This window comes from Ktedonosporobacter rubrisoli (genome assembly GCF_004208415.1).
Classification (GTDB): domain Bacteria; phylum Chloroflexota; class Ktedonobacteria; order Ktedonobacterales; family Ktedonobacteraceae; genus Ktedonosporobacter; species Ktedonosporobacter rubrisoli.
Genome location: NZ_CP035758.1, coordinates 4,714,533 through 4,736,098 on the forward strand (window position 1 = coordinate 4,714,533; position 21,566 = coordinate 4,736,098).

20 protein-coding genes are annotated in these 21,566 nt (G+C 50.3%); 11 read left to right on the plus strand and 9 right to left on the minus strand.

What is annotated here, in order from left to right:
- Nucleotides 1-482 precede the first annotated feature (482 nt).
- Nucleotides 483-1,025: a cob(I)yrinic acid a,c-diamide adenosyltransferase gene (locus EPA93_RS20635; protein ID WP_129889327.1), complete on the minus strand. Its 543-nt coding sequence runs from the start codon at nt 1,023-1,025 to the stop codon at nt 483-485.
- Between the two features lie 514 nt (nt 1,026-1,539).
- Between EPA93_RS20635 and EPA93_RS20640 the strand changes: the two genes are divergently transcribed.
- The gene (locus tag EPA93_RS20640) at nt 1,540-3,102 is read left to right on the plus strand and encodes a nitrilase-related carbon-nitrogen hydrolase (RefSeq protein WP_129889328.1); all 1,563 of its coding nucleotides are present in this window, start codon (nt 1,540-1,542) and stop codon (nt 3,100-3,102) included.
- A 152-nt stretch (nt 3,103-3,254) separates the two neighbouring features.
- On the opposite strand, the gene EPA93_RS20645 is transcribed toward EPA93_RS20640, so the two are convergent.
- The 3 genes from EPA93_RS20645 to EPA93_RS20650 all read right to left on the minus strand — a co-directional run bounded on the left by EPA93_RS20645 (nt 3,255) and on the right by EPA93_RS20650 (nt 5,408).
- Nucleotides 3,255-4,118, minus strand: a complete 864-nt coding sequence (locus EPA93_RS20645; protein WP_129889329.1) for a hypothetical protein — start codon at nt 4,116-4,118, stop codon at nt 3,255-3,257.
- Between the two features lie 262 nt (nt 4,119-4,380).
- Nucleotides 4,381-4,536 (minus strand): hypothetical protein, encoded by a 156-nt coding sequence (locus EPA93_RS48520; RefSeq protein WP_165423282.1) that lies wholly within the window; start codon nt 4,534-4,536, stop codon nt 4,381-4,383.
- Between the two features lie 179 nt (nt 4,537-4,715).
- Nucleotides 4,716-5,408 carry a Chromate resistance protein ChrB gene (locus EPA93_RS20650; RefSeq protein WP_129889330.1) on the minus strand — a complete coding sequence of 231 codons (693 nt, stop codon included), beginning with the start codon at nt 5,406-5,408 and terminating at the stop codon, nt 4,716-4,718.
- A gap of 285 nt (nt 5,409-5,693) precedes the next feature.
- On the opposite strand from EPA93_RS20650, the gene EPA93_RS20655 reads away from it, so the two are divergent.
- Nucleotides 5,694-6,617 (plus strand): prenyltransferase, encoded by a 924-nt coding sequence (locus EPA93_RS20655; protein ID WP_165423283.1) that lies wholly within the window; start codon nt 5,694-5,696, stop codon nt 6,615-6,617.
- Between the two features lie 99 nt (nt 6,618-6,716).
- Here the strand turns inward: EPA93_RS20655 and EPA93_RS50445 are convergent, their stop codons facing one another.
- From EPA93_RS50445 to lexA, 3 genes are all read right to left on the minus strand, one after another.
- Nucleotides 6,717-7,808: a DedA family protein gene (locus tag EPA93_RS50445; RefSeq protein WP_207229604.1), complete on the minus strand. Its 1,092-nt coding sequence runs from the start codon at nt 7,806-7,808 to the stop codon at nt 6,717-6,719.
- Nucleotides 7,809-7,909: 101 nt separating this feature from the next.
- Entirely contained in the window at nt 7,910-9,082 is a 1,173-nt protein-coding gene (locus EPA93_RS20665) for a hypothetical protein (RefSeq protein WP_129889332.1), read from the minus strand.
- A gap of 299 nt (nt 9,083-9,381) precedes the next feature.
- On the minus strand, nt 9,382-10,023 hold the full coding sequence (gene lexA, locus EPA93_RS20670) for a transcriptional repressor LexA (RefSeq protein ID WP_165423284.1): 642 nt from the start codon (nt 10,021-10,023) through the stop codon (nt 9,382-9,384).
- 571 nt (nt 10,024-10,594) lie between these two features.
- Here lexA and EPA93_RS20675 point away from each other — a divergent pair.
- Nucleotides 10,595-11,122, plus strand: a complete 528-nt coding sequence (locus EPA93_RS20675; RefSeq protein WP_129889334.1) for a bifunctional nuclease family protein — start codon at nt 10,595-10,597, stop codon at nt 11,120-11,122.
- A gap of 44 nt (nt 11,123-11,166) precedes the next feature.
- Here the strand turns inward: EPA93_RS20675 and EPA93_RS20680 are convergent, their stop codons facing one another.
- Together EPA93_RS20680 and lysA are read right to left on the minus strand one after the other, a co-directional pair.
- The gene (locus tag EPA93_RS20680; protein WP_129889335.1) at nt 11,167-11,784 is read right to left on the minus strand and encodes a hypothetical protein; all 618 of its coding nucleotides are present in this window, start codon (nt 11,782-11,784) and stop codon (nt 11,167-11,169) included.
- A gap of 71 nt (nt 11,785-11,855) precedes the next feature.
- On the minus strand, nt 11,856-13,190 hold the full coding sequence (gene lysA / locus EPA93_RS20685; RefSeq protein WP_165423285.1) for a diaminopimelate decarboxylase: 1,335 nt from the start codon (nt 13,188-13,190) through the stop codon (nt 11,856-11,858).
- A 391-nt stretch (nt 13,191-13,581) separates the two neighbouring features.
- Between lysA and gltX the strand changes: the two genes are divergently transcribed.
- From gltX to ybeY, 8 genes are all read left to right on the plus strand, one after another.
- A complete protein-coding gene (gene gltX / locus EPA93_RS20690) occupies nt 13,582-15,105 on the plus strand; it encodes a glutamate--tRNA ligase (protein ID WP_129889337.1) in 1,524 nt (507 codons plus the stop codon).
- Nucleotides 15,106-15,180: 75 nt separating this feature from the next.
- A complete protein-coding gene (locus tag EPA93_RS20695; RefSeq protein ID WP_129889338.1) occupies nt 15,181-15,849 on the plus strand; it encodes a DUF6483 family protein in 669 nt (222 codons plus the stop codon).
- Between the two features lie 116 nt (nt 15,850-15,965).
- On the plus strand, nt 15,966-16,541 hold the full coding sequence (locus EPA93_RS20700; protein ID WP_129889339.1) for a CPBP family intramembrane glutamic endopeptidase: 576 nt from the start codon (nt 15,966-15,968) through the stop codon (nt 16,539-16,541).
- 199 nt (nt 16,542-16,740) lie between these two features.
- The gene (locus EPA93_RS20705; RefSeq protein WP_129889340.1) at nt 16,741-17,688 is read left to right on the plus strand and encodes a UDP-glucuronic acid decarboxylase family protein; all 948 of its coding nucleotides are present in this window, start codon (nt 16,741-16,743) and stop codon (nt 17,686-17,688) included.
- Nucleotides 17,689-17,728: 40 nt separating this feature from the next.
- A complete protein-coding gene (locus EPA93_RS20710; protein WP_129889341.1) occupies nt 17,729-19,324 on the plus strand; it encodes an O-antigen ligase family protein in 1,596 nt (531 codons plus the stop codon).
- 14 nt (nt 19,325-19,338) lie between these two features.
- Entirely contained in the window at nt 19,339-20,508 is a 1,170-nt protein-coding gene (locus tag EPA93_RS20715) for a lysylphosphatidylglycerol synthase transmembrane domain-containing protein (RefSeq protein ID WP_165423286.1), read from the plus strand.
- Nucleotides 20,509-20,617: 109 nt separating this feature from the next.
- A complete protein-coding gene (rpsU, locus tag EPA93_RS20720) occupies nt 20,618-20,800 on the plus strand; it encodes a 30S ribosomal protein S21 (RefSeq protein ID WP_129889343.1) in 183 nt (60 codons plus the stop codon).
- Nucleotides 20,801-21,003: 203 nt separating this feature from the next.
- Complete coding sequence (ybeY, locus tag EPA93_RS20725; protein WP_129889344.1) at nt 21,004-21,561, plus strand: rRNA maturation RNase YbeY; 558 nt, start codon at nt 21,004-21,006, stop codon at nt 21,559-21,561.
- Nucleotides 21,562-21,566 lie beyond the last annotated feature (5 nt).

Sequence of the window (21,566 nt, forward strand, 5' to 3'; positions counted from 1 at the left end):
ATTCTCTAGCCAGAATGCTAAACTCGGGTCCTCTACGAAGACTAATGCATAATATCTAGGTTTCATCGCAACAAGATTTCTACTCCTCGGGCACACGGCTGGCATTTAAGTTTTCACATCACAGTTTCATGCTGCAGGGCCTACAGCGAAAGGAAGGTTGGGCCATCTCACATAGACATTTTCAAGGCTCATAGTTAGATAAGTGTCTATTTTCTGTATTATGTCGATAACAGCACAAAGAAAATATGAAATAGCTCACAATTTCGTTTGCTCCCCTTCTCTACAAGCAAACGGAGAAAGGGAGGCAGCCATAGTTAGTTGGGGATTGAGCAGGTTCCTATCACAACGCGTCTCTCCGCTCACATAAGTCTTTTAGGAGAAACGCCTCAAGCACATCCGCCGAGATGGGTATCAGTGAGCAGCAACAAGAAAAGGCTCTGATCTTCTCGCCCATGCCAATAGATTGCAGTCAGCTCCCCTGCTTATTCCGGTAACTCTGCTAACGATGACTTGACTTCTATGTAACGAGCCAGGATAAATATAAGGTCAGAGAGGCGATTGAGGTAGCGTACAACCTCTGTGTTCTCAATAACTCCATCATGCAGAAGTTTCACAGCCATGCGCTCGGCGCGCCGAATAACGGTACGCGCCAGGTCAAGCGCTGCTCCATCGAGCGTATCGCCGGGAATAATAAACTTGTTAGGTATCTCAACTTCCTGCTTGAGCTCTTCCTCCACTTGTTCAAGGTGTTGTACATGTTCGGCAGTCATACGCAAGCCCATTTTCTCATAATTTTCAGGCGGGGTTGCCAGCTCACCCATGAGCAAGTAAAGTTCCTTTTGAATCTGCTGGATGATGTTCTTGACTTTCTGATCTTTGCTAGCGGCTCGGGCCAAACCAAGTGCCGAAGTAGCTTCATCAACTGTGCCAAAGGTATCGGGACGAGGATCATATTTTGGCACGCGCGCCGCGCCAAGCAGTCCTGTATAGCCTGTATCGCCGGTACCCGTTGTTACTTTAGCCATAGAGTGTATCCCTCAAATCTATTTCTGCTTGTGCTGATCAGACCATTCAATTGTACTATCATAGCATAATATGTCATTTTCCCAATAGTATAGAAGAGCTATAAGAGGCTCCCTATTCTCGTTTTTCTGCTCCCAACCAGGCGCCAGGAAGAGGAAACATTGAGGCAGTGCTATCATCGAGCAGATTGCCCTTTGCCGTCCTCCTTTTGCGAGCAGGGGACGCCGGGAAGAGCTATGAAGATCGCTCCAGCATCTTGATTGTACATGAGTACCTTCCCAATAACAAGGGTCCTGAGCAGAATTTGCTCTTTCTTTGTCAGGCATGTATTTCCCGGCATGTCTCGTAACAGCTCTCCTAAAAGGTTACTCGCTTCAGACATACTTCTGTAACAAGTTCGGCATAGTTTAGCTATATTCCTTCTGTACACTGGCTACATGTGCCTATTCTAAGCATGCAGATCTAAAAAAAGGCTCAAGCTAGCAACTATTAAAGACTGAAAGGCTTCTTAAACCCATGAGATACACAGAAAGTTTAGCGGATTCTCCCGCTCTTCATCACCGAGCTGGGAAAGGCCTTTTTTTCAATTATCGTAGTTTCCTCTGGTTGGCGCTCGGTACCCTGCTTGCTTGCTTTGCAAGCAATGGTATATGGGACCTGTCCATCGCGGCCTGGCTTTATCCCACCTTTTTTCTACGCTTTACGCGCACTCATAAACCACTCATAGCGCTGGCAGGTGTCTGGTTAGCTAACGTTGTAAGCATAATCTTTGTGCTTTATGAATCCCGATTTCCAGGAGGCCCAACCGTTATCCTCTTTGGCGCTTTTTTGATCTTTGCCACTATCTTCACACTTCCCTATCTCCTTGATCGCCTGCTTACTGAGCGTATCGGTTCAAGGAGCGTATTACTCATGACCCTGGTATTCCCTCTGGGTAGGGTAGCCTGCGAATACCTCCTTTCATTTGTTCCTTTCGGAGGAGTCTTTTCTCTAGGTTATACACAGCACAGCAATTTGCCGCTTTTACAGCTTCTTTCAGTGACAGGGGTCTATGGCATCAGTTTTCTCATAACCTGGTTTGCCTCTGTGGTGGCCTGGATCTGGGAGCAGCGCTTTTTTTGGGATAGAATACGGCCACTCACCCTCCTCTATACTGGCGTACTTGTGCTGATTTTGCTAGGTGGAGGCATTCGTCTTGCCTTCTTTACACCTTCTGCGCAAACCGTACGCATTGCTGGTGTTACGGTATCCAAAGCAACCTCTAGACATGCCTCAAAATACATACATGGAGAGCATATTGATCTTGCGCAGGCACGCACTGCCTTTACCATCATTAGCAACGAGCTATTTGCTCTGAGCCAACGCGAGGCACGCGCCGGGGCCAAAATCGTCATCTGGGCCGAGAAAGACGTCTTAACCCTTGAAGACGACAAAGCTCATCTGATCGAGCGCGCTCAGTCCTTGGCCCAACAGGAGCATATCTACTTGGAGATGGGATTAGCAGTCGTGCATAAACAGGCCACCTCTCTTGAGCTCCTACAAAATCAAGCTATTCTGATTAATCCAGAGGGTAAGGTAGTCTGGACATACAACAAGGCCCATCCTGTACCTGGCCTTGAGAATATACCACCCGGGGATGGAACCGTCCCGGTCTCGACTACCCCCTATGGACGGCTGGCCAATGTGCTCTGCTTCGATGCAGATTTTCCTTCTCTCTTGCAGCAGGCAGGGCATAAGGGGATCGATATAATGCTGGTACCAGCGCTTGACTGGGCTGGCATAGATCCCTGGCATACACAGCATGCCACCTTCCGCGCCATTGAGAATGGCTACTCTCTGGTTCGCCAAACGAGTCAGGGATTGTCTGAAACCGTCGATTATCAGGGTCATATCCTGGCCGCAACCGACTATTACACTACCGATCAACAAACCATGGTTGCTGCTGTGCCGATCCAGGGTACCTGGACGCTCTATGCCCAAATTGGGGATCTGTTTAGCTGGCTTTGTTGCGCTGGATTGTTCCTACTTACCAGGCTGGCGATTTTCATGCGTTCGCAGCCCCAAACTTTAGCTAAGTAGCTTCTCTTGTTGCAGGCCCACCAGCCACATCAAGTAAATACTGGAGTTGTATCCTGGCATATAGCTCCAGTATCTTGTGCACAAGCCGGAAAGCAGTTTCTGCTACCTGATCCTTAAGACGGATCAGGTTTAGTCAGCAGAAATAGTCAGATTTACTCGCTAATATAGCGATAAGCGCGGCTCACTCGCCGCCAGTCAAGTTCTCGGCCACGTACCGGGCGTTCCTCGTTAATCGCCTCTAATTTATTCGTAGCCAGAAAGCGACGTCGTAGATTCGAGAGATCCACAGGTTCATCGGGAGGGAAAAAAGCCCTGTAGAGCAAAGTGGCCTCAGCCAGCGTCAAGACCCCATCTCCCACCTCTGGCTCCTTCAACACCCCAAGAGGACGCGTCTCCCGATTCAGGGCAGCGCTGGCATTCTGTTTCCACCAACCATTCTCTCCCTGGATAGAGCGCATAGCCCCCATATCCGCAAGATAGCGCAAAGCAACTTCAGGATCTCGCTGCACTTGCGAGCGTAACGTATAGAGTGCAGTTTGCAGGCCCGGCAAGACATCTGGATCAAGAGACCATTTCCCCTGCTCGACTTCGGCCACTGGAACCCACTTTACATGTAAGCTGGGAACAGGTTGTTTATGCAAGTTAGGGCGTAATTCGTCACGGTTCGCGCGCAATAAAATACTATGGATTAAGGAAACAGCAGCTCCCTTTTCTTCACTTCCCCACACCTGCACCTGCTGCTCTTGCCAGCCAGCTTTCAGATAAACGAGAGGGGCACGGGAAGGCCATAGGAGTAGAGCCTCCACAGTACGCTCAACAGCATCCGACACCGACTCAGAGCCCAGAACCAGGCGCATAGGTGGTCCCCAAGGTCCATCGCGTAAGAGAACCCACAAGGACCAGTCCCGGATAGCAAAGGCCACAACGCCCGCCGTGACGATAAGCCTGCGAGGAACAGCATCACGCGATGGCTGTGGAACAATTGGCGGATTCGACCTGGATAAAGGCGTACTCATAGTTGCACCATTCAACAATCTGAGCTACTCTAAGACATAGATGGTTTTAATACCATAGATAGGATTGTACTCATTCTCAGAAGAACATGCAAGGCCCGAAAATACACAATTGCACTTAACCTGGAGTCAGAGCGGCAAATTCAGTAGCAGAAGCGAGGATAATCGTTGAGGGCTCGGGCCAATATTATTAATGTCTTAAAATATTCAAAAAAATTTGGGCACCCGAACCTGGGTGCCCAATATATAACAAAACCGTTGCCTATCAATGCCCGAAGATAAGATGGAGACCAAGGGCAAACGCAGCGGAGAGGATTAAAGCCAGAAATTGGAAGAAGCGCATACGTACAAGCGCTGTCTGCTTATCTAAGGCTATAGCCTTCGCGCCTGTCATAGACCGATAATGCTGTTGTTTCTGCATAGCCATTTTCCTTTTTTGTAAGCAGGACTTAACCTACTTCTGACTATTACTTTTCACCATTATATACGGATTAGCATTGGTTTTAGTTGTATATGGTACATATGTTACCCGACAAAGCGCAGGAAAGCAATGAAAAAAACCACAATTTTTAGCAGATTTCCTTCATCGTCTTCTTATCTCTACGCGGGCGGCTCTATATTCTCTCCGTTACTGCCATTTTGTTTCTGCTTACTTGCCTGGCTATTCACAAGCGAAGTATCGATACTACCAGACCCGGCCTCACTCACATTTACTAGCAGATCACTATGCATTTCAAGCAGGCGGCGAGCCTTAGTATAATCCTTATCCAGGAGAACACGAAACACCTGCTCGCACACAGCAAGAGCCTCAGCAGCAGTGGCACGCCTTGCGGCAGTTAACGTACCCAGCAAGTCATGGCGCTTTGCTGTACGAAAGAGCACATGGACTTTCTCCAAAACTTCCGAAAATTCGGCATGAAGCTGCTCATTCCACTCCTGCACCTCAACCAGAGAGGCGGCCTTACCCAGGAAACGACCGCAAACCTTTATCACTGTATTGTACTCAGTGTTACGTGTTTCTAACAGCGTCTGGAGGATACGATTTTCATCGGTCACATCGAGGGCAACAACCGAGAAAATACTTGCCTCTCCGCCCATCTCATGAATTTCGTGGGCAAGCTGGCGAAAATGTTTCTCTACATCCTCAGAGAAAGGCAGCAGGTAGACTGAATTTTGAAGAGCGTAGGCGCCGAGATTCTGTAAACGTCGCCAGACCCATACGCGCTTCTGTGAAGGCTCACTGGGGACCTTATAGGTCAACTGCAACCAGCGCATTGCGTCGCGCTCATGCATTGATATTACTCCTGAGGTGAGGAACTATCAGTAACAAGCGTTACTAACTTCAAGTATGGTACTCCAAACCCTATCATAAAGTCAAGCTTAACAAACAATTGTATGGGCTTTGTGTGCGTTTCAACGTAAGGCGAAATCGGCAAAGCTTGCAGTAGAGAAAAACCTGCTTGATCCTCGACCTTCCCTGAAAATAGATGTCAGGACGAGGAAACATTTGCGCGTGATATAGTTATGCAAGAATTCCTTTGCCTTTGTGATAACCATTACCTGGAAAGACACGAATCGATGAGCCAGTTTAAGCTATTGTTACAAGTCACCCGAGCCCGCACATTGCCTGTAATGGCAGCGCCGGTCATTCTTGGCTCCGCGCTCGCCTGGCAAGATGGAGCCTCTTTCAACTGGGGCCTTTTTCTTCTCGCCCTCATCGGCTCCCTGGCGGCTCACCTGGCCGCTAATGTTACTAACGATGTCTATGACTTTACTAAGGGCACCGATCAGACAGCGCTCCAGATGACAACAGAAAATGAGACCTTTGTTACCGGCTCTCGGCACCTTATGCAAGGCACATACTCGCTCAAGTTTTATCGAGGGCTCGCTCTTATCCTTTTCGTCATAGCGCTACTCTCTGGCCTCGCCCTGACCATTTTTCGCCCCTGGTCCCTGGCCTTTGCCCTTATCGGCTTTCTGCTGGCCTTCTTCTACGTCGCCCCACCTCTACGCCTGGCTTATATCGGGCGGGGCCTGGGCGAGCTCGACATTTTCCTCTCCTTTGGCCTTTTGCCTCTCCTGGGAGCCTATTACGTCCAGGCAAATACCATCACCCTCAATGCTCTCATCGCGGCAATCCCTATCGGCCTGTACACCATGACAGTACTCTATTTTCACCACTTTCTGCACTGGAGGGCAGATAAGGCCGTGGGCAAGACCACGCCGATCGTAGCCCTTGGCGAAGATAGAGCGCGCAAATTAGGCGCAATCTTTCTCCTTCTGATCGCTGTAACTATTATCATCACGGCCCTGCTAGGGATTTTCCCCTGGTATAGTGCGCTCGCGGCGCTGACAGTTGCGCCAGTATTTCTAGTCCTACAGCAGGCAAGAGGAGACATCAAAAACTACCTGCGCTTGATGGCCAGCAATACGTTGGCCGACTGGCTGGCCGCCCTGATTATCTTACTTGCCATACTCATACGCGGGTTCTGGCACACCTGAGATTTATCTCCATAGATGTAAGGACGGAAAACGCGCTTGTTCGGTTTTCCGTCCTTCGCAGAGTTCGCTATATTAAATTTTCGCTATCTTTAGGAGAGATCAAGGGCGATAAACTGTGCGGTCATCATCAGCCTGGGCCGGCGGCCAGGAAGGCGGGAAAGACTGTTGGGATTGTTGCTGGCCCCACTGGGCTGGCGAAGGAAACTGTGGTTGCTGTGGTTGCTGCGGCTGCTGGCCCCACTGCGGTTGACCAGGAAACTGCGGCTGCTGAGGCTGATTCCCTACTTGTGGCTGAGTTGGAAACTGTGGTTGCTGAGGCTGCTGTCCCCATTGGGCAGGTGAAGGCTGTTGCTGCTGGGATGGCTGCCCCCACTGCGGTTGGCCCATAAATTGCTGTGGCCCTGCTTGCTGGCCCCATTGGGCTTGCTGTTGCGGTTGGGAAGGTTGGCCCCATTGCGGCTGAGCCGTAAATTGCTGCGGCTGCTGTGCCTGCATAGGCTGTTGGGGTTGAGAAGCATTCTGCGCCTCGGCGGCAGCGTGTTCGGCACGGGCCTTGCGATCATTGCGTACATGGCGCCAGATATAGAGCGCAATCAGAATGACCAGCCCGATAATTACAAACACGTCGAGGCCATGGAAGACCGAACTGAGGGCCTCTAGATTATGGCCAAGGATTGTACCAACGTATGCCAGAGCGAAACAAAAAGGGAAGGAGCCAAGAAACGAATAGATGCAGAATTTGGCAAAAGGCATTTTTGAAATGCCGGCCGGCAAAGAGATATAGGTACGCACGACAGGAAGAAAGCGAGAGAAAAAGGCAGTAGGGCTACCCCAGCGTTGAAAGAATTTATCTGCCAGGTCCGCATCATGCTGCGAAATAAGTACATAGCGTCCATATTTCAACATGAGAGGACGACCACCTTTATAGCCAATACCGTAGGCAGCCATTGAACCAACCAAACATCCGATCGCGCCAGAGAGAGCAACCAGCACTAAGGCAAGTATAGGATTGATGCCCGGCAATAGCTTACCGTTGGCTATCATAATACCGGCCAGAGGCATTACAATTTCACTAGGTAAAGGAATACAACAGCTTTCAATAGCCATAGCGAGCACAATACCTAACAAACCAGTCGAAACATACAGATTTGTAATAAAAGTCGTTAATATATCAGTTATGTTTGCTAACAAGAAACTAGCCTCCTTCGCATGCCTACGTTTTGGCCAATACTAGCATATTTTACGTAAAGAGGCTAGGATCACTAGTACAAAAAATGATATCCTGTTAGCTCCTATTCCTGCTGCCCAAGATAACGGGAGGAGCGCCGCACAATCGGCTCATCATACTGTTGGGGCAGTTCTTCAGGCAAAGCATCATCATCATACACATACGAGGCACGACGCTGCTGGGATCGCGTAGGATGTTCAGTCGTAATATCTGAATTCATAGATTGCCCGCGTATACGAGATCGGCGTGCTAATTGGCCGGAGCGTGTAGGAGGCAAAACTCTTTGGACTGGCTCGGTCTGGGGGTAACTTTCAAGCTGCTCTGTAAAGGGCTCATCATCCTGGGCATACCAATTGGCCGCATCTTCATCCTCCCGCGGGAAGGAGCTTTGAGCCCGTGGCGGCAGCGGATCAGCCTCAACAGTGCGCCGCGAACGAGGACGACGCATTGGAGGCGCTGGCTGCGGTAAATAGCGAGACGAGCGTTGTAGAGAACGACCCTCTCGCTGCTCAGCGATTTGCCGTAAACGAGCAGAGATCGAGCGTCGCGGAAAGTTTGTGGGCTCAAACTCAACATCTTCTTCCACATACTGCTGAGCGGCTTCCAGGCGGGCCAGGCGAAGAGCATTAGCTTGCTGCAGTCCGCGCAAGGAGCCCGAGCGGCTACGTGGCGTAGTGGGCTCATAGCCCAAAAAACCCGGATAGCTCAGAGGTCGAGAAGAAGACCGTCTGCTACTGGCATCTTTACCACGCGCTACAGGGAGATTCCGCGATTGTCGTCTCACTGGCAGTGCATACGAATTGCGCTGCACAGCTGGCAAGCGCGGTTGCTGACGGGCAGGCAGAAAACGTCGCGGGGAAGGATCGGGTAAGCCATGCATGGCCTGCTCCTCAAAATAAGCGGCCTCTTCAATCTGTGCATACTCCTCCTCGTCCTCCTCAAGCATATCAACCTCTACCTCATACTCGCGCCTTACCATCCTGCTTGGAACTTGTGGATAGTCATAGACCTGAGCGAGCGAAACTGCTTCCTCCTCCTCTTGCACATCGCTTTGCAAACTTTCATCATGGCGACGAGCTAGATAGGAGAAGAGAGTTAAAGAGATGGGAATACTGAGAAGTAGAGCAGCCAACCCCCCGATCAACCCACCAAGCACCCACGAATTGAGAGTATTACCGTACCAAAGAACTACTGCGGCACCTGCAATGAGCACAAGTGCTGCGGCAACAGCCTTCATAACAGCAGTGCGTCCTTTCTGAGCTTCCACGACGTACCAGGCCCTGGATATAAAATGATGCAGTAATCGAACAAAATGCTACAACAGGAGTATACCAAACTTAGAAGGGGAGCACAAGAGGAGGGCCCGAAGAATAAGCGTTAAAAAGGGCAAAATAGACACACGCGGCCCCATAGAGGCAGTCAAACGGAACAGATTGCAGCATAAAACTACAGAATGTGCAAGCCAATACGAATTGACTGCCTTCTCAACGATATTAAAAAATCTTAATACAGGCAGGACCCGATCATCATAGCGAACTAGGCAGCATTACCATACTGTCTGAAGATAGCTACTACTTTTCCCTGGATTGACCACTCACGATCCCAGATACTCTTAGGGATCAAAATTGGCTCTAACTCCGAATTGGCGGGCTGCAAACGCACACGATCATGCTCTTTCTCCTGGAAAAAGCGCTTGAGCGTAGCGCTGCCGCTTACCCCTTCCTGCATATGCACAGCGACTACAATATCGCCATTCTGGCAGGTAGATTGAGGCTTGATCACTACATAGTCGCCGTCGCATATATGGTCTTCAATCATGGAACGGCCTTTAACGATCAGGGCGTACGCATTTTCCGCATCGGTCAGATCGCGGCCGATATCGATGGACTGAGCAGAATCAGTGAAGATATCTAGCGGCTCTCCAGCGGCAATACTACCAATAACGGGAATTCCAGTGGAAGGCTTAGTGAGCTTAATGCCTCGGCTTTTCTTGGGCTGGCGGGAAATATAGCCCTTCTTCTCAAGCATAGTGAGATGATAGTCTACATGGCCCGTACTAGCGATCTGCATCTCACGGCCAATCTCCCGATTCGTCGGAGGCATGCCCTCCTTTTTCATATAATTTACAATGAACTCATACATCTTGCGCTGTATTTCGCTGGCTTGCTCCAATGCCATAACTCGTCTTCCTGCCTTTCTTAACAGTTTTGCAAGCTTGCCCCACCAGTCCAAAACTAGAACGGCCATTCAAGGAGATGATACCACAACAGCATGGGCAATACAAGCCTTTTCTGGAACGGATTTCCAAATTCTTAACAGCTTTTCCAGTTATCGGCTCAGCCAGCTTTCTAAGCATTTCCATTCTCAAATTGTTCTACCACTGGGGCAGCGAGGAGACGAATAAATTGGAGAGCCGCTAGCTTGCTCGCAATGCCGCCTCTCAGCGCCAGTTCAGGCACATATATCACGGGCCAAATGCCCTCTACAGGCCCACTTTCGCGAGGTAGAGATCCTGGTAAAGCAGCGTTATCTACTTGCGACAACGATACGCCTTTGCTATACTTCTCTGAGAGGGTGAATCAATGATGTCAGGGCCTTATCTCAAAAGCACAATGGGCTTGTGGCCTGCCAGGAGCTCACTTGAGACGCCACTTTTTGAGATGATTTGCGCCTGACGATTGGATAGGTGTACAATAGAGGCGTTAGATATTCGACGGACATCGGCACGAAAGAGAGAGTCAGAATAACTATGGTAGAGATGACAGTTGAGAGCGTGCGAATAAATCTGGCCACGCAACAGCGAGTGGTCATCTTGAAAGCTACGAAGCAAGAACGCTATCTTTTTATCTGGATAGCGCATGCAGAGGCATATGCTATTGCCGTCGAACTTCAAGGAACAACCTCACCCCGACCACTCACTCACGACTTGCTCAAGAACGTTATTAACGAATTGGGCGCAAAGTTAGTCAATATCGTGATCTCAGATTTAATCGACGAGATTTTCTACGCTCGCCTCATACTGGATGTCGCAGGTAGGCATGTCGAAATTGACTCACGTCCCAGCGATGCCATCGCGCTTGCTGTTCGCACCAGGACGCCCATCTTCGTTGAAGAGAGTGTACTGGACCGCGCTGGCGTTGCCCTGGAACCAAACGAGGAGCCTCAGCGACCAGTTACGAAGCCCGAGCCTAAATTAGAGCCCGAAAAAGATAACCTTGAGGCTTATCGCGACTTTATCAACAGCCTGGATGTGCTGGATGAGTTTGGCAAAGATTAATTTCTTCCTTCTCCAGTATTTAACAGGCTGCTGCTTAAAGCCTCTCATGAGCGTATTTGGAAGCATATCTTTAAGAGGCGCACCAGTATACGAGAGAGCAGAGCATAGGCGATTATCGCGAACAATGTATATACCTCTATACCAAGACTAAACGATAAGTGTAGCTGGTTTATCAGTAGAATTAGAGGCTGTACAAACAGGCTGCTCAGTACGTATACGAGGCTTACCCAGAACTCGCGATCGGAGATGCTTAAAATTTTGAGTATCAGGCGCGTGACAAGCAACAATTGTACGACGACAAAAAAGAGTCCTACCAGGGTGGGAATGTAGCGATAACGAGCTCGCGACGAGCTGAATGGCTGAGCAGCTCTATTCCCGCTGGGAGGGCGCCCATTCCTCCCTTTATGCACCTCTGACTGTGGCGGAAAATACTGATATGCTCCACCAGCGCCAGGAGTATAAGGTGGCAGAGAGATGCGCTGCATAGGTTGCCCGGGAAATGGCTGCGGCATCGGCATTGCCACGTTGCCCGCCGGCCCTCCATCATAAGGCACAGTTGGTAAAAAAGACGATACTACGGAATCGAGCAAGGGCTCTGTCGGCTGATCGTGCTCATCTATCTCTCTTGAATCGTCCTTATGTAGTTTTTGTTTTCCTAACATGATTGTTCTCCGTGTTAAAACAATCAGCTATCCTACAGGCTACATCTCTCCACAATACACTTCTAGCACAATTAATAACGGGCCAGTATATCCTCGTATGTTTCCCGACGTTCCATTACCTGTACCTGTTGTTTATCCACAAGTATTACGGCTGGACGAGGGACAAGGTTATAATTACTGGCCATGGGTAAACAATAAGCGCCACTTGTAGGTAAGAGCAATAGTTCGCCCTCCTGCATACGCGGCAGGGCAACATTCTCAATCAGCATATCGCCCGACTCACAGTAGCGCCCAGAAACGCAGACAGATTCTTCAGCTTCGCGGGAGACCGCAGCAACGGACAGAGCAGTATAGTGCGCTCCATATAATGCAGGTCGAATATTATCAGCCATCCCGCCATCGACAAACAGATAGGTTATCCCGCCCGGCGTAACTTTGCGAGCGCCGACGCGGTAGACTGCAACTCCAGCCCTGGCAATAATTGAGCGCCCCGGCTCAACGATTAAGGTAGGAGCCGGCAGGGAGGCCTCAATCGAAGCCAGGCTGCGTTCCATGGCCTGTTGGCAGGCTTGCGCCAGTAACTCAACACTCGGTGCCGCCTCTCCCTCTGGAGTGTCTACGGCCCAGCCACCGCCAGGACTGATCTCTTCTGGCCACCAGTGCAGCGAGGTATACATCTGGACGGCCAGAGCAAGCAGGCGCTCCAGAGCTTCTTGATAAGGGCGCACTTCGCGCAGCATCGTACCTGTATGTGCATGGAGCCCTCGTAAATGCAGTATTCCCTCGCGCACAATACATTCTATGGCTGCCTGGGCCTCTCCATTGCCAAGCGGGAAGCCAAATTTAGAGGATGCATGCCCGGTCTGCAAATAGCGATGAGTATCTGTCTCCACCTCGGGGGCAACACGCAGCAGTACGCCCGGCCTTTGTCCGCTCTCCTGGGCAATGCGTGTCAGGCGCTCTAGCTCATGCCAATTGTCAAGCACAATGCGCCCCACTCCCAGTTGTAACGCCAGGCGTAATTCAGCCTCCGATTTATTGTTGCCATGAAAAGATATAGCTTCCATGGGAAAGCCTACCCGTTTGGCTACCAGTAGCTCTCCTCCGGATACTACATCCAACCCCAGGCCTTGCTCGGCTACAAGTTGAGCGATTAGTGGCGATATATAGGCTTTAGAAGCATAGAGAATATGGACGGGAGAAGCGTGATACTGTTCTTGAAAAGCTTGCCGGTAGCGCTGGCAGGCACGGGTAATTGTAGCGCGATCAAAAATATAGAGTGGCGTGCCATAGCGCTCGGCCAGTTCAGTTATAGCATGTTCGGCTATATGAAGTGTATTATCAGCTGCGACCTCCATACTATCAGGCAATAAACGAGCGAGATGTGGCGCTATTTGAGTAGACATGCGTTTCATTCCTTTACCTTAAGATATTTGCAAGCTTTATTTACGGCTGTACTTGCGGCAGCATGGCAATCTCTTGCTAGCATATAATAGTAGAATTCAACGGTATCGGCACGTCTCTGCTAAAGATAACTGGCGCAATTTTCTCTGCAGAGCCATACCTCAGTAATTATTTTTCTACTATATCATTACGTATGCTCTTTACTATGATTTTGCTCACGATCTTCCACTAAAAAAATTACAGCTCCCAGGACCAACCTCTAATCTGACGAAGCGGAAAGAGGCGAGGAAACGCAAGCAGGGCCGATAACATGCTACACAGTTAGTGGCTACTATGTTACAATAGGCCGGTAATGTAGTGATGCATAACTATTAAAGAAGGTTTTTCAAACTCATGACACAGATCGACAACCGTACACAGGAGCAGCAGAGCGGAAAGGACTCACATCCGGTACGTCTGCGCTATGCTCCCAGTCCCACCGGCTTCCAGCATATTGGAGGCTTTCGCACCGCTCTCTTTAGCTGGCTTTATGCGCGTCACTGCGGGGGGCAATTTATCCTGCGCATTGAAGATACCGATTTAGCCCGCACTGTAGAAGGCGCGGTTGACGATCTGATCAAGGGCATGGAGTGGTTAGGGATGGACATTGATGAGGGCCCTATTATTGGTGGCCCTTATGGTCCTTACTACCAGGTACAGCGTAAGGCGCTTTATCAACACTACGCCAACCAACTGATCGAGTCCGGTCATGCCTACCGCTGCTACTGCACTCCTGAGCGTCTTGATCAGATGCGTAAGGAGCAAGAAGCCAGAAAGCAGCCACCGCGTTATGATCGGCATTGCCGCTACTTAACTGCCGAAGAGCGCGCGGCCAATGATGCGGCCGGGACGCCCTGGACTGTGCGCTTCGCGATGCCATTAGAGGGCGAGACCGTGGTCCACGATGAGCTACACGGGGATATGGTTTTCAAAAATACAGACCTGGATGACATGGTTATCCTCAAGTCAAACGGTCTGCCCCCTTACCATCTGGCACACCTGGTCGATGACCATCTGATGGGCATTACGCATGTAATGCGCGGCGAAGAATGGATCTCCAGCGCTCCACGTCATGTACAGCTCTATAAAGCGCTGGGCTGGGAGCCGCCGCTGTTCTATCACGTGCCAAATATTCTTGGCAAGGATAAGAAAAAGCTCAGTAAGCGGCGCAACGCACCTTCCTGGTCAGATTTTTATCGCCAGGGCTACTTGCCAGAGGCAGTCTTTAACTTTATGGCCTTGCTCGGCTGGTCCTACGACGATAAGACCGAAATCTTTACGCGCGAGGAGCTGATTCGCGCCTTCACGCTGGATCGCGTCGGGGTCTCGGCTGGCATCTACGATCCCGAGAAGCTTCTCTGGATGAATGGAGTCTACATTCGCCAATTGCCTTTAGAGGAGCTTGTGCAGCGCGCGCTACCCTATATGGAGCGCCCGGAAGCTGAGGGCGGCCTACCTGACAGTGTGCAGCGCCCGCTTAATCTTGAATACACGACGCGCGTGCTCAGCCTTGAGCATACCCGCCTGAAGACGCTAGGCGAGGCTGCGCATATCGTCTCGTTCTTCTACGAGGCCGAGATTAGCTACGAGACGTCTATGCTGATCCAAAAAGGCATGGATGCTGCACGCACAAAGGACGCCCTGCAGCATGCTCGCAAGCTGCTGGCCGGCCTGGATTCGTGGGAACGTACAGTCATAGAGTCGCCGCTGCGCGAGCTGGCTGCTACGCTTGGTCTGAAAACTGGGCAGCTCTTTGGCTCCGTCCGTTCCGCCGTCAGCGGTCGCGCAGCTACACCGCCGCTCCATGAGATGCTCGAAGTTTTGGGCCGCGATGTGAGCCTGAAGCGCATCGACCAGGCTATTGCGCGCCTTGCCTAAATTCATCGGCAGCAGGTAGACGAGTAAAACCCCTTTCATCTACCTGCTGTTTTTCAATTCCAGAGGCTACTGCCCATGATGAATAAAGACTATATTCTGCGTCTTGCCGAGAAATTTGGTAGGGCCCTGGCTATCATTTTGCGCCTACGCGAATACAATCAGTATGAAGAGGCCCTTATCTACATTGATGACCTCTTTGTGCAGTCGGTCGGGCTTACTTCCAGATTTATCAATTCTCTTTCTGAGGATATGCTCCTGCAGACGTTCTCTCCGCTGGGCATCCTAAATGTGGAGGCTTGCCTCTGGACCGCTACATTGCTCAAGGCAGAGGGAGAGATCTATCAAGACCAGGGCAACAACGATGAGAGCTACTACCGCTACATCAAGTCTCTATACCTCTTCCTTGCTGTACTGCTGCAGGAACAGCCAGATAATGTGCCCGAACAGACGCAACAGGTGACTGAGCTCCTGGAGAAGCTGGGCTCATATGAGCTTTCAAATACTGTGAAGCTCAAACTTTTTGCCTATTATGAGCATCTGGGACAATATGCCAAAGCCGAGGATACGCTCTTTGAGCTTCTGGAAAGCGGGCCGGTCACGCCCACTTTACTTGGGAAGGGGCAGGACTTTTACGCGCGCCTGCTGGCTAAAAGTGAGAGCGATCTTGCCAATGGTAACCTGGCGAAGGAAGAGGTGAGGGAAGGTCAGGAGCAACTTCAGCGCTTCGCTCGTCAGGACGAATAAATAAATATAGCTCAAATGCTTGATAGTCATGCTTCTTTTTTGTAGAAGAGGTTCGTGTGTCAATAGTCAAATCTTCTCAACTCGTATACTCCACAGTTAGGGAATCCTGGAAGTGGATGTGGCCAGATATTCTCATGCGCATTCTCCCCATGGGGCTAGCGCCTTTTGCCTACATAGCCGTCTTTCACCTCCCTATAGCTTTTCTAGGATTGACGTTACACGACGTGCCTCAACAGATCGCGCTCGGCCTCGTGGTTGGCAGCCTGATGGCGATTTTTGCCACCCTCTATCGTGGCTTTATCCTCAGTCCCAGATTTCGCCGACCTACGCCGGTGGATCAGCTTTTTCAGAGCATGTTTTATCTGTTTATCAATGCTCCGGTAGAAGAGCTTTTCTTTCGCGGCTTTATGCTTGAAGCTGTGACACAATGGACCGGCTGGCTGGGTTGGGGCTGGCTGGTAAGCACAGCTGCCTATACGCTGTATCATCGCCTGGGAAAGTGGAGCTGGCGTAGCGTGGGAGGTGTTGGCCTGGCTGGCATCGTCTTTAGCCTTGTCTATCTCCTTCCCAGTGGACCGCATACCCTCCTGGCGGTCATCATTGTCCATGGTTTTACCACGAGTGGCTTTTTAAGCTGGGGAGATGAGCTACTCTACCGCTTTTGGAAACATAGACAGACCCGAATGTCTTAGTATTTGACAAAATACTATAGTATATTGCCGTATATTTAATAAGGGATGCTGAATAAGCGTAAACAAAATAGAGCCAGATAAATAGGCTCCTATAGTGTTATGTCGTTACCTTCAGACATCCGATTCGTCTAGCCATTAAGGTACAATAAAGAGAGATATCTAACCCATAGTAATACCCATTTTTTGGAGGTCCAGTTCTTTGAAAGTTGTTGTTACTGGAGGAGCGGGATTTATTGGCTCCAATCTTTGCACACGTTTACTCGCCGAAGGCCATAGCGTCCTCTGCGTCGATAATTTAATTACTGGCTCTACTGAGAATATAGAGCCCCTACACAGCCATCCTAACTTCACGTTTCTCAAACATGATGTGACGGAACCATTTGACTTTGAGGCCAACGCTATCTTTCACCTGGCCAGCCCGGCCAGCCCGGTAGGATATCTGGATAATCCCTTTGAGACGATCCTTGTCAACAGCCAGGGCACGCACCAGATGTTGAAGCAAGCGCGGGCCCAAAACGCGCGTTTCTTAATCTCTTCGACCTCGGAAGTATACGGAGATCCGTTAGTCCATCCGCAAACCGAGGACTACTGGGGCAATGTCAATCCGGTTGGGCCGCGCGCCTGCTACGATGAGAGCAAGCGCCTGGGCGAGACTCTGACTATGGAGTTCCATCGTCAATATCAAACTGATGTTCGCATTGTGCGCATCTTCAATACCTATGGACCCAATAGCCAGATCAACGATGGGCGTATGATCCCGAACTTTATCACTCAGGCCTTAGCCAATCAGCCTCTCACCATCTATGGCGATGGCACGATAACGCGCAGCATCTGTTATGTGAGCGATCTTGTGGAAGGCTTAATGCTGGCAATGTTCCGTCCGGGCACGACGGGAGAAATCTTTAACCTGGGCAATCCAGAAGAGCATTCTGTGCTTGAGTTCGCGCAGACTATTATTCAACTCTGCGAATCTTCATCAGAAATTCGTTATACCTCAGGCCGCATTGATGATCCTGAGCGTCGGCGCCCGAATATCTCGAAGGCTCAGAATATGTTAGGCTGGCAGGTAAAAGTGGGTCTAAAGGAAGGATTGCGCCACACCATCGAATGGTTTAGCAGCCGCACGCAGCAGTCAAGTATCGTCTAAGCAATGGTACTATCCTAAAAAAGAGAAATAAAGACAAATTATGTATAATCCTGGCGTAAGTGAGTTAGAACACGTTCCACATACCTCGCGTTTCCAAAGATATGTCTTAAAGGCGCGTACATATGTAACCACAGCGAATAGCATAGGGCTGCTCGGCGCGCTATGCGCACTTTTCTGCCTGATAGCTTTGCCCTCATCCCAGTACTGGAATATTCGTTTACCGCTCTATCTCTTGCTGGTTATCTTGACAATTCTACGTCCACGTGTAGCGCTCTACTTATTGCCCATTGCCGTACCCTGGGGAGCCCTGGACACTATTTCCCTGGGCGGTTTAAACTTGAACAGCGCAGATATTCTGGTCTTCTTATTGGCGGCAAGCTGGTTGATGAGCTTTGCCCTGCGCCCATTTGCCGCTGGAGAAGTCAGTCAGTCAGGTCCGCTTGATCGTGATAGCCTCAACATTCCGCGCTACCTTGTGCTCGCTATGCTGGCTTTGCTGCTGGCGATGCTGCTTTCCATGACTGTGACGCTAAGCCTCACCTCTAGCATCAAAGAGCTCTCCAAGTGGATAGAATTTCTCATTGTTCTTGTTATTGGCGCCCAGTACATTCGGACGAGCCGCCAGATCTGGGCGCTGATCATCATTATTTGTCTTGCCGCTATTTCCCAGGCCTGCATGGGCTATGCTCAGAACTTTTTTAGCCTGGGTCCCACTACCTTCGTACGCGATGCAGGCTTGCGCGTCTATGGTACGTTTGGGCAGCCCAATCCCTACGCCGGCTATATCAATATGACTCTGACCATTGCTATAGCCCTCACTTTGCTCAGCAAAAGCTGGAATATCCGTATTCTGGCCGGAGTGACGACATTCCTGCTGGCTGCGGCCGAATATCTCTCCCAATCGCGGGGCGGCGAGATTTCTATTGCCATCGCTCTTATCTTCATAGTTGCCATAGGGATGCCACGCCTGCAGCCATTGGTAAGGCTTGGTATCATCGGGGCGCTAGGCGTGGTTGCCGCCTATCTGGCCGGTCTGCTGCCTGAACATTACCTTGCGCCAGTGCTAAGAACACTGGGCCTTACCAACATCTCTTTCTCGGCTCCCAGCTCGGCAGATTTCTCGACAGCCGAACGTCTGGCCCACTGGATTGCCGGGGTACGCATGTTTATCACGCATCCCATCCTTGGCGTTGGCATAGGCAACTACCCCGATTACTATCCACAATACTTTGTCACTATCTTTATCAATCCTTTAGGGCACGCTCATAACTACTATATCAATATCGCCGCCGAGGCTGGTCTGCTTGGCTTGATCACTTTTTTGGCCTTCTTACTTGCCAATTTCGTGGCTGGTGGACGTTCATATCGTAAGATCAATACACACTGGCAACAACTCAAAGCCCGGCTGGCCCATCCAGTATCCGCAATAAGCAGCACGGAAGCCAGAAAGCTCTCGGCCCAGCTGACAATGCTTACCAATCGTCGAGCCCTGGCTATAGGGTTGTTGGCCTCTCTCCTCTCTATCTGTGTACATAATATGGTTGATAATCTCTATGTTCACAGCATGACCAGCCTGATCGCGTTACTTCTAGTAATTTTGATCCGTGTGGAGGCTGTAACTACTGAAACAAAATAATACTGGAGGGAGTTTTGAGACAAGGTAATCCTGATCCAGCCAGCTCATCTCTTACTACGGAAAATCCAACCGAGAGTATAGAAATAAAAAAGGCAGAGTTACTCCATGTTCTTGCCGAGCAAGAGAAGAAACAGGAAGAAGGAATCTCGCGGGACCAGCTAGCCCTGAAGAAGCGGCTCTTGAGCTGGCGCACGCTTGTACCACTAGTCGTCGTTATAGTCGCATTGATCATTTTTTTGCAATTAGCCAGGATCGATCCGCAGAAAACCTGGTCGGCGATCAGTAACGCCAATCCTTGGCTTTTCCTTTGTGCATTCGGCATTTATTACCTCTCTATTGGGCTGCGGGCTCTGCGTTGGCGGCTCCTATTACAAAATGTAGGCTTTACCAAAGCTAATGGAGTAAGCTTGCCTGGTTTCTGGAAGACCGCAGAAATCATCTACATCTCCTTCTTCGCCAACGCGCTCGTTCCTGCCAAGCTTGGCGATCTCTATCGAGCCTACCTGCTCCGCCAGGAAATCGGCGTCTCGACAACGCGCAGCTTTGGCACAGTTCTAGCTGAGCGCTTGCTGGACCTTACCGTCTTGCTGCTCCTCTTTATCCCCGCGCTGATCATCAGCCTGCATGAGAACTTACCTGAGCAGTTGAAAATAAGCCTGGAAATCTTGCTGGCTGTCGTTATCGCTGGCATTGCTGGCTTATATATTCTTAAGCGTGCGCGCGAACCGATAGCCAGGCTCATTCCGCTGCGCTTCCGTGAGCACTATTATCATTTCCACGAGGGAACTCTCGGCTCGTTTCGCCGCGTGCCCACTCTCTCGGCCTTCACAGTTGGGGTCTGGCTCTGCGAAGCCTTGCGCTTCTTCTTTGTAGCTCTCTCCCTCAAACTGATTGGCGGTGATCTCGTCCATATTCTGGCGGCAACCATTTTTATTGGCCTGGGAGAAGCCCTACTTACGATTATTCCTGCAACTGGCGGTGGAATTGGGCTTGTCGAAGGCGGCATGCTCGCCATGATTGCCCTATTCTATCATGGTCCCAACGCCATCAATCTCACAGCAGCCGCTATTCTGCTCGATCGCGCCATCAGCCTGTTCAGCGTCCAGATACTTGGGTTTTTAGTATTCCTACTAGCCTTTGGCCGAAAAACCGTTAAACGATCTTTTAACGATCAAAAATCTTGACATCGATGTTAGGGCTACACTATAATGCATCCGCAGGTCCACGAGGTACATAGTTCCGACTAACTCACTTTGTCTACCTCGCAAACAGGCCATGAGAGGGGGGATACTGATGTCGGAAGTTAAGATCGGTGAAAACGAGTCGTTTGAAACCGCGCTGAAGCGCTTCAATCGTAAGATTCAGCAGGATGGTATCCTCGCAGAAGCGCGTCGCCGGGAACACTATGAAAAACCGAGTGTAAAACGCAAAAGAAAAGAGGCTGCACGACGACGTAAGTCTGCGCGCAAAGGATAAAGCCTGTACGCCATAGATGGGTAGCCAGGCAGCACTATTAACGGGCATGCATAGGCCGGTGCCTATATTTTGTCACTCTATAAATGCTGCTTGCTTGCCCGTTTGTGGGTTAATACCATGACTGCCTCGACCGCGCCTGTATCATTTATGTATACTAAAAATAACAAAGAATCACGATTCATAATGTAACGAGGTAGTATTCTATGGAGCATCCCCTTATTGAACTCTATGTAAGCATTACTGATAGCCAGGACCATGCATCAGCTGAGCAATTGCTGCAGACTGTGGATATAGACGATGTTGTAGTGCGCACCTTGCACGCGGCCGGCATTCAGCAGCAAGTTATGCTCACCGTCCTGATTACCGACGATGAAGGCATACGCGAGATGAACATGCAGTATCGCAATCAGGACAAGCCCACCGATGTACTCTCCTTCCCCCTCCTCAATAAGCCTCTTGTGGAAGCTCCGCAAGATCAGCTATGGGTTCCCCAGGAAGATGCAGAAGAGCAACAGGCCCAACATCCAGATTTCATAACGCCGCCGGGCATGGTTCAGAATCTGGGAGATATAGTTATTTCCTGGCACACGCTGCTCCAGCAGGCCCAGAATGCCGGTCATGGCCCGCTCTATGAGCTTATTTTTCTGCTCGCCCATGGTGTACTCCACCTTGTTGGCTACGATGATCAGACAGAGGCAGGCTACAGAGCTATGGTTGGCATTCAGGAACAGATTTTAAGACAGAGTGGACAGAAGGTCTAGAGTAG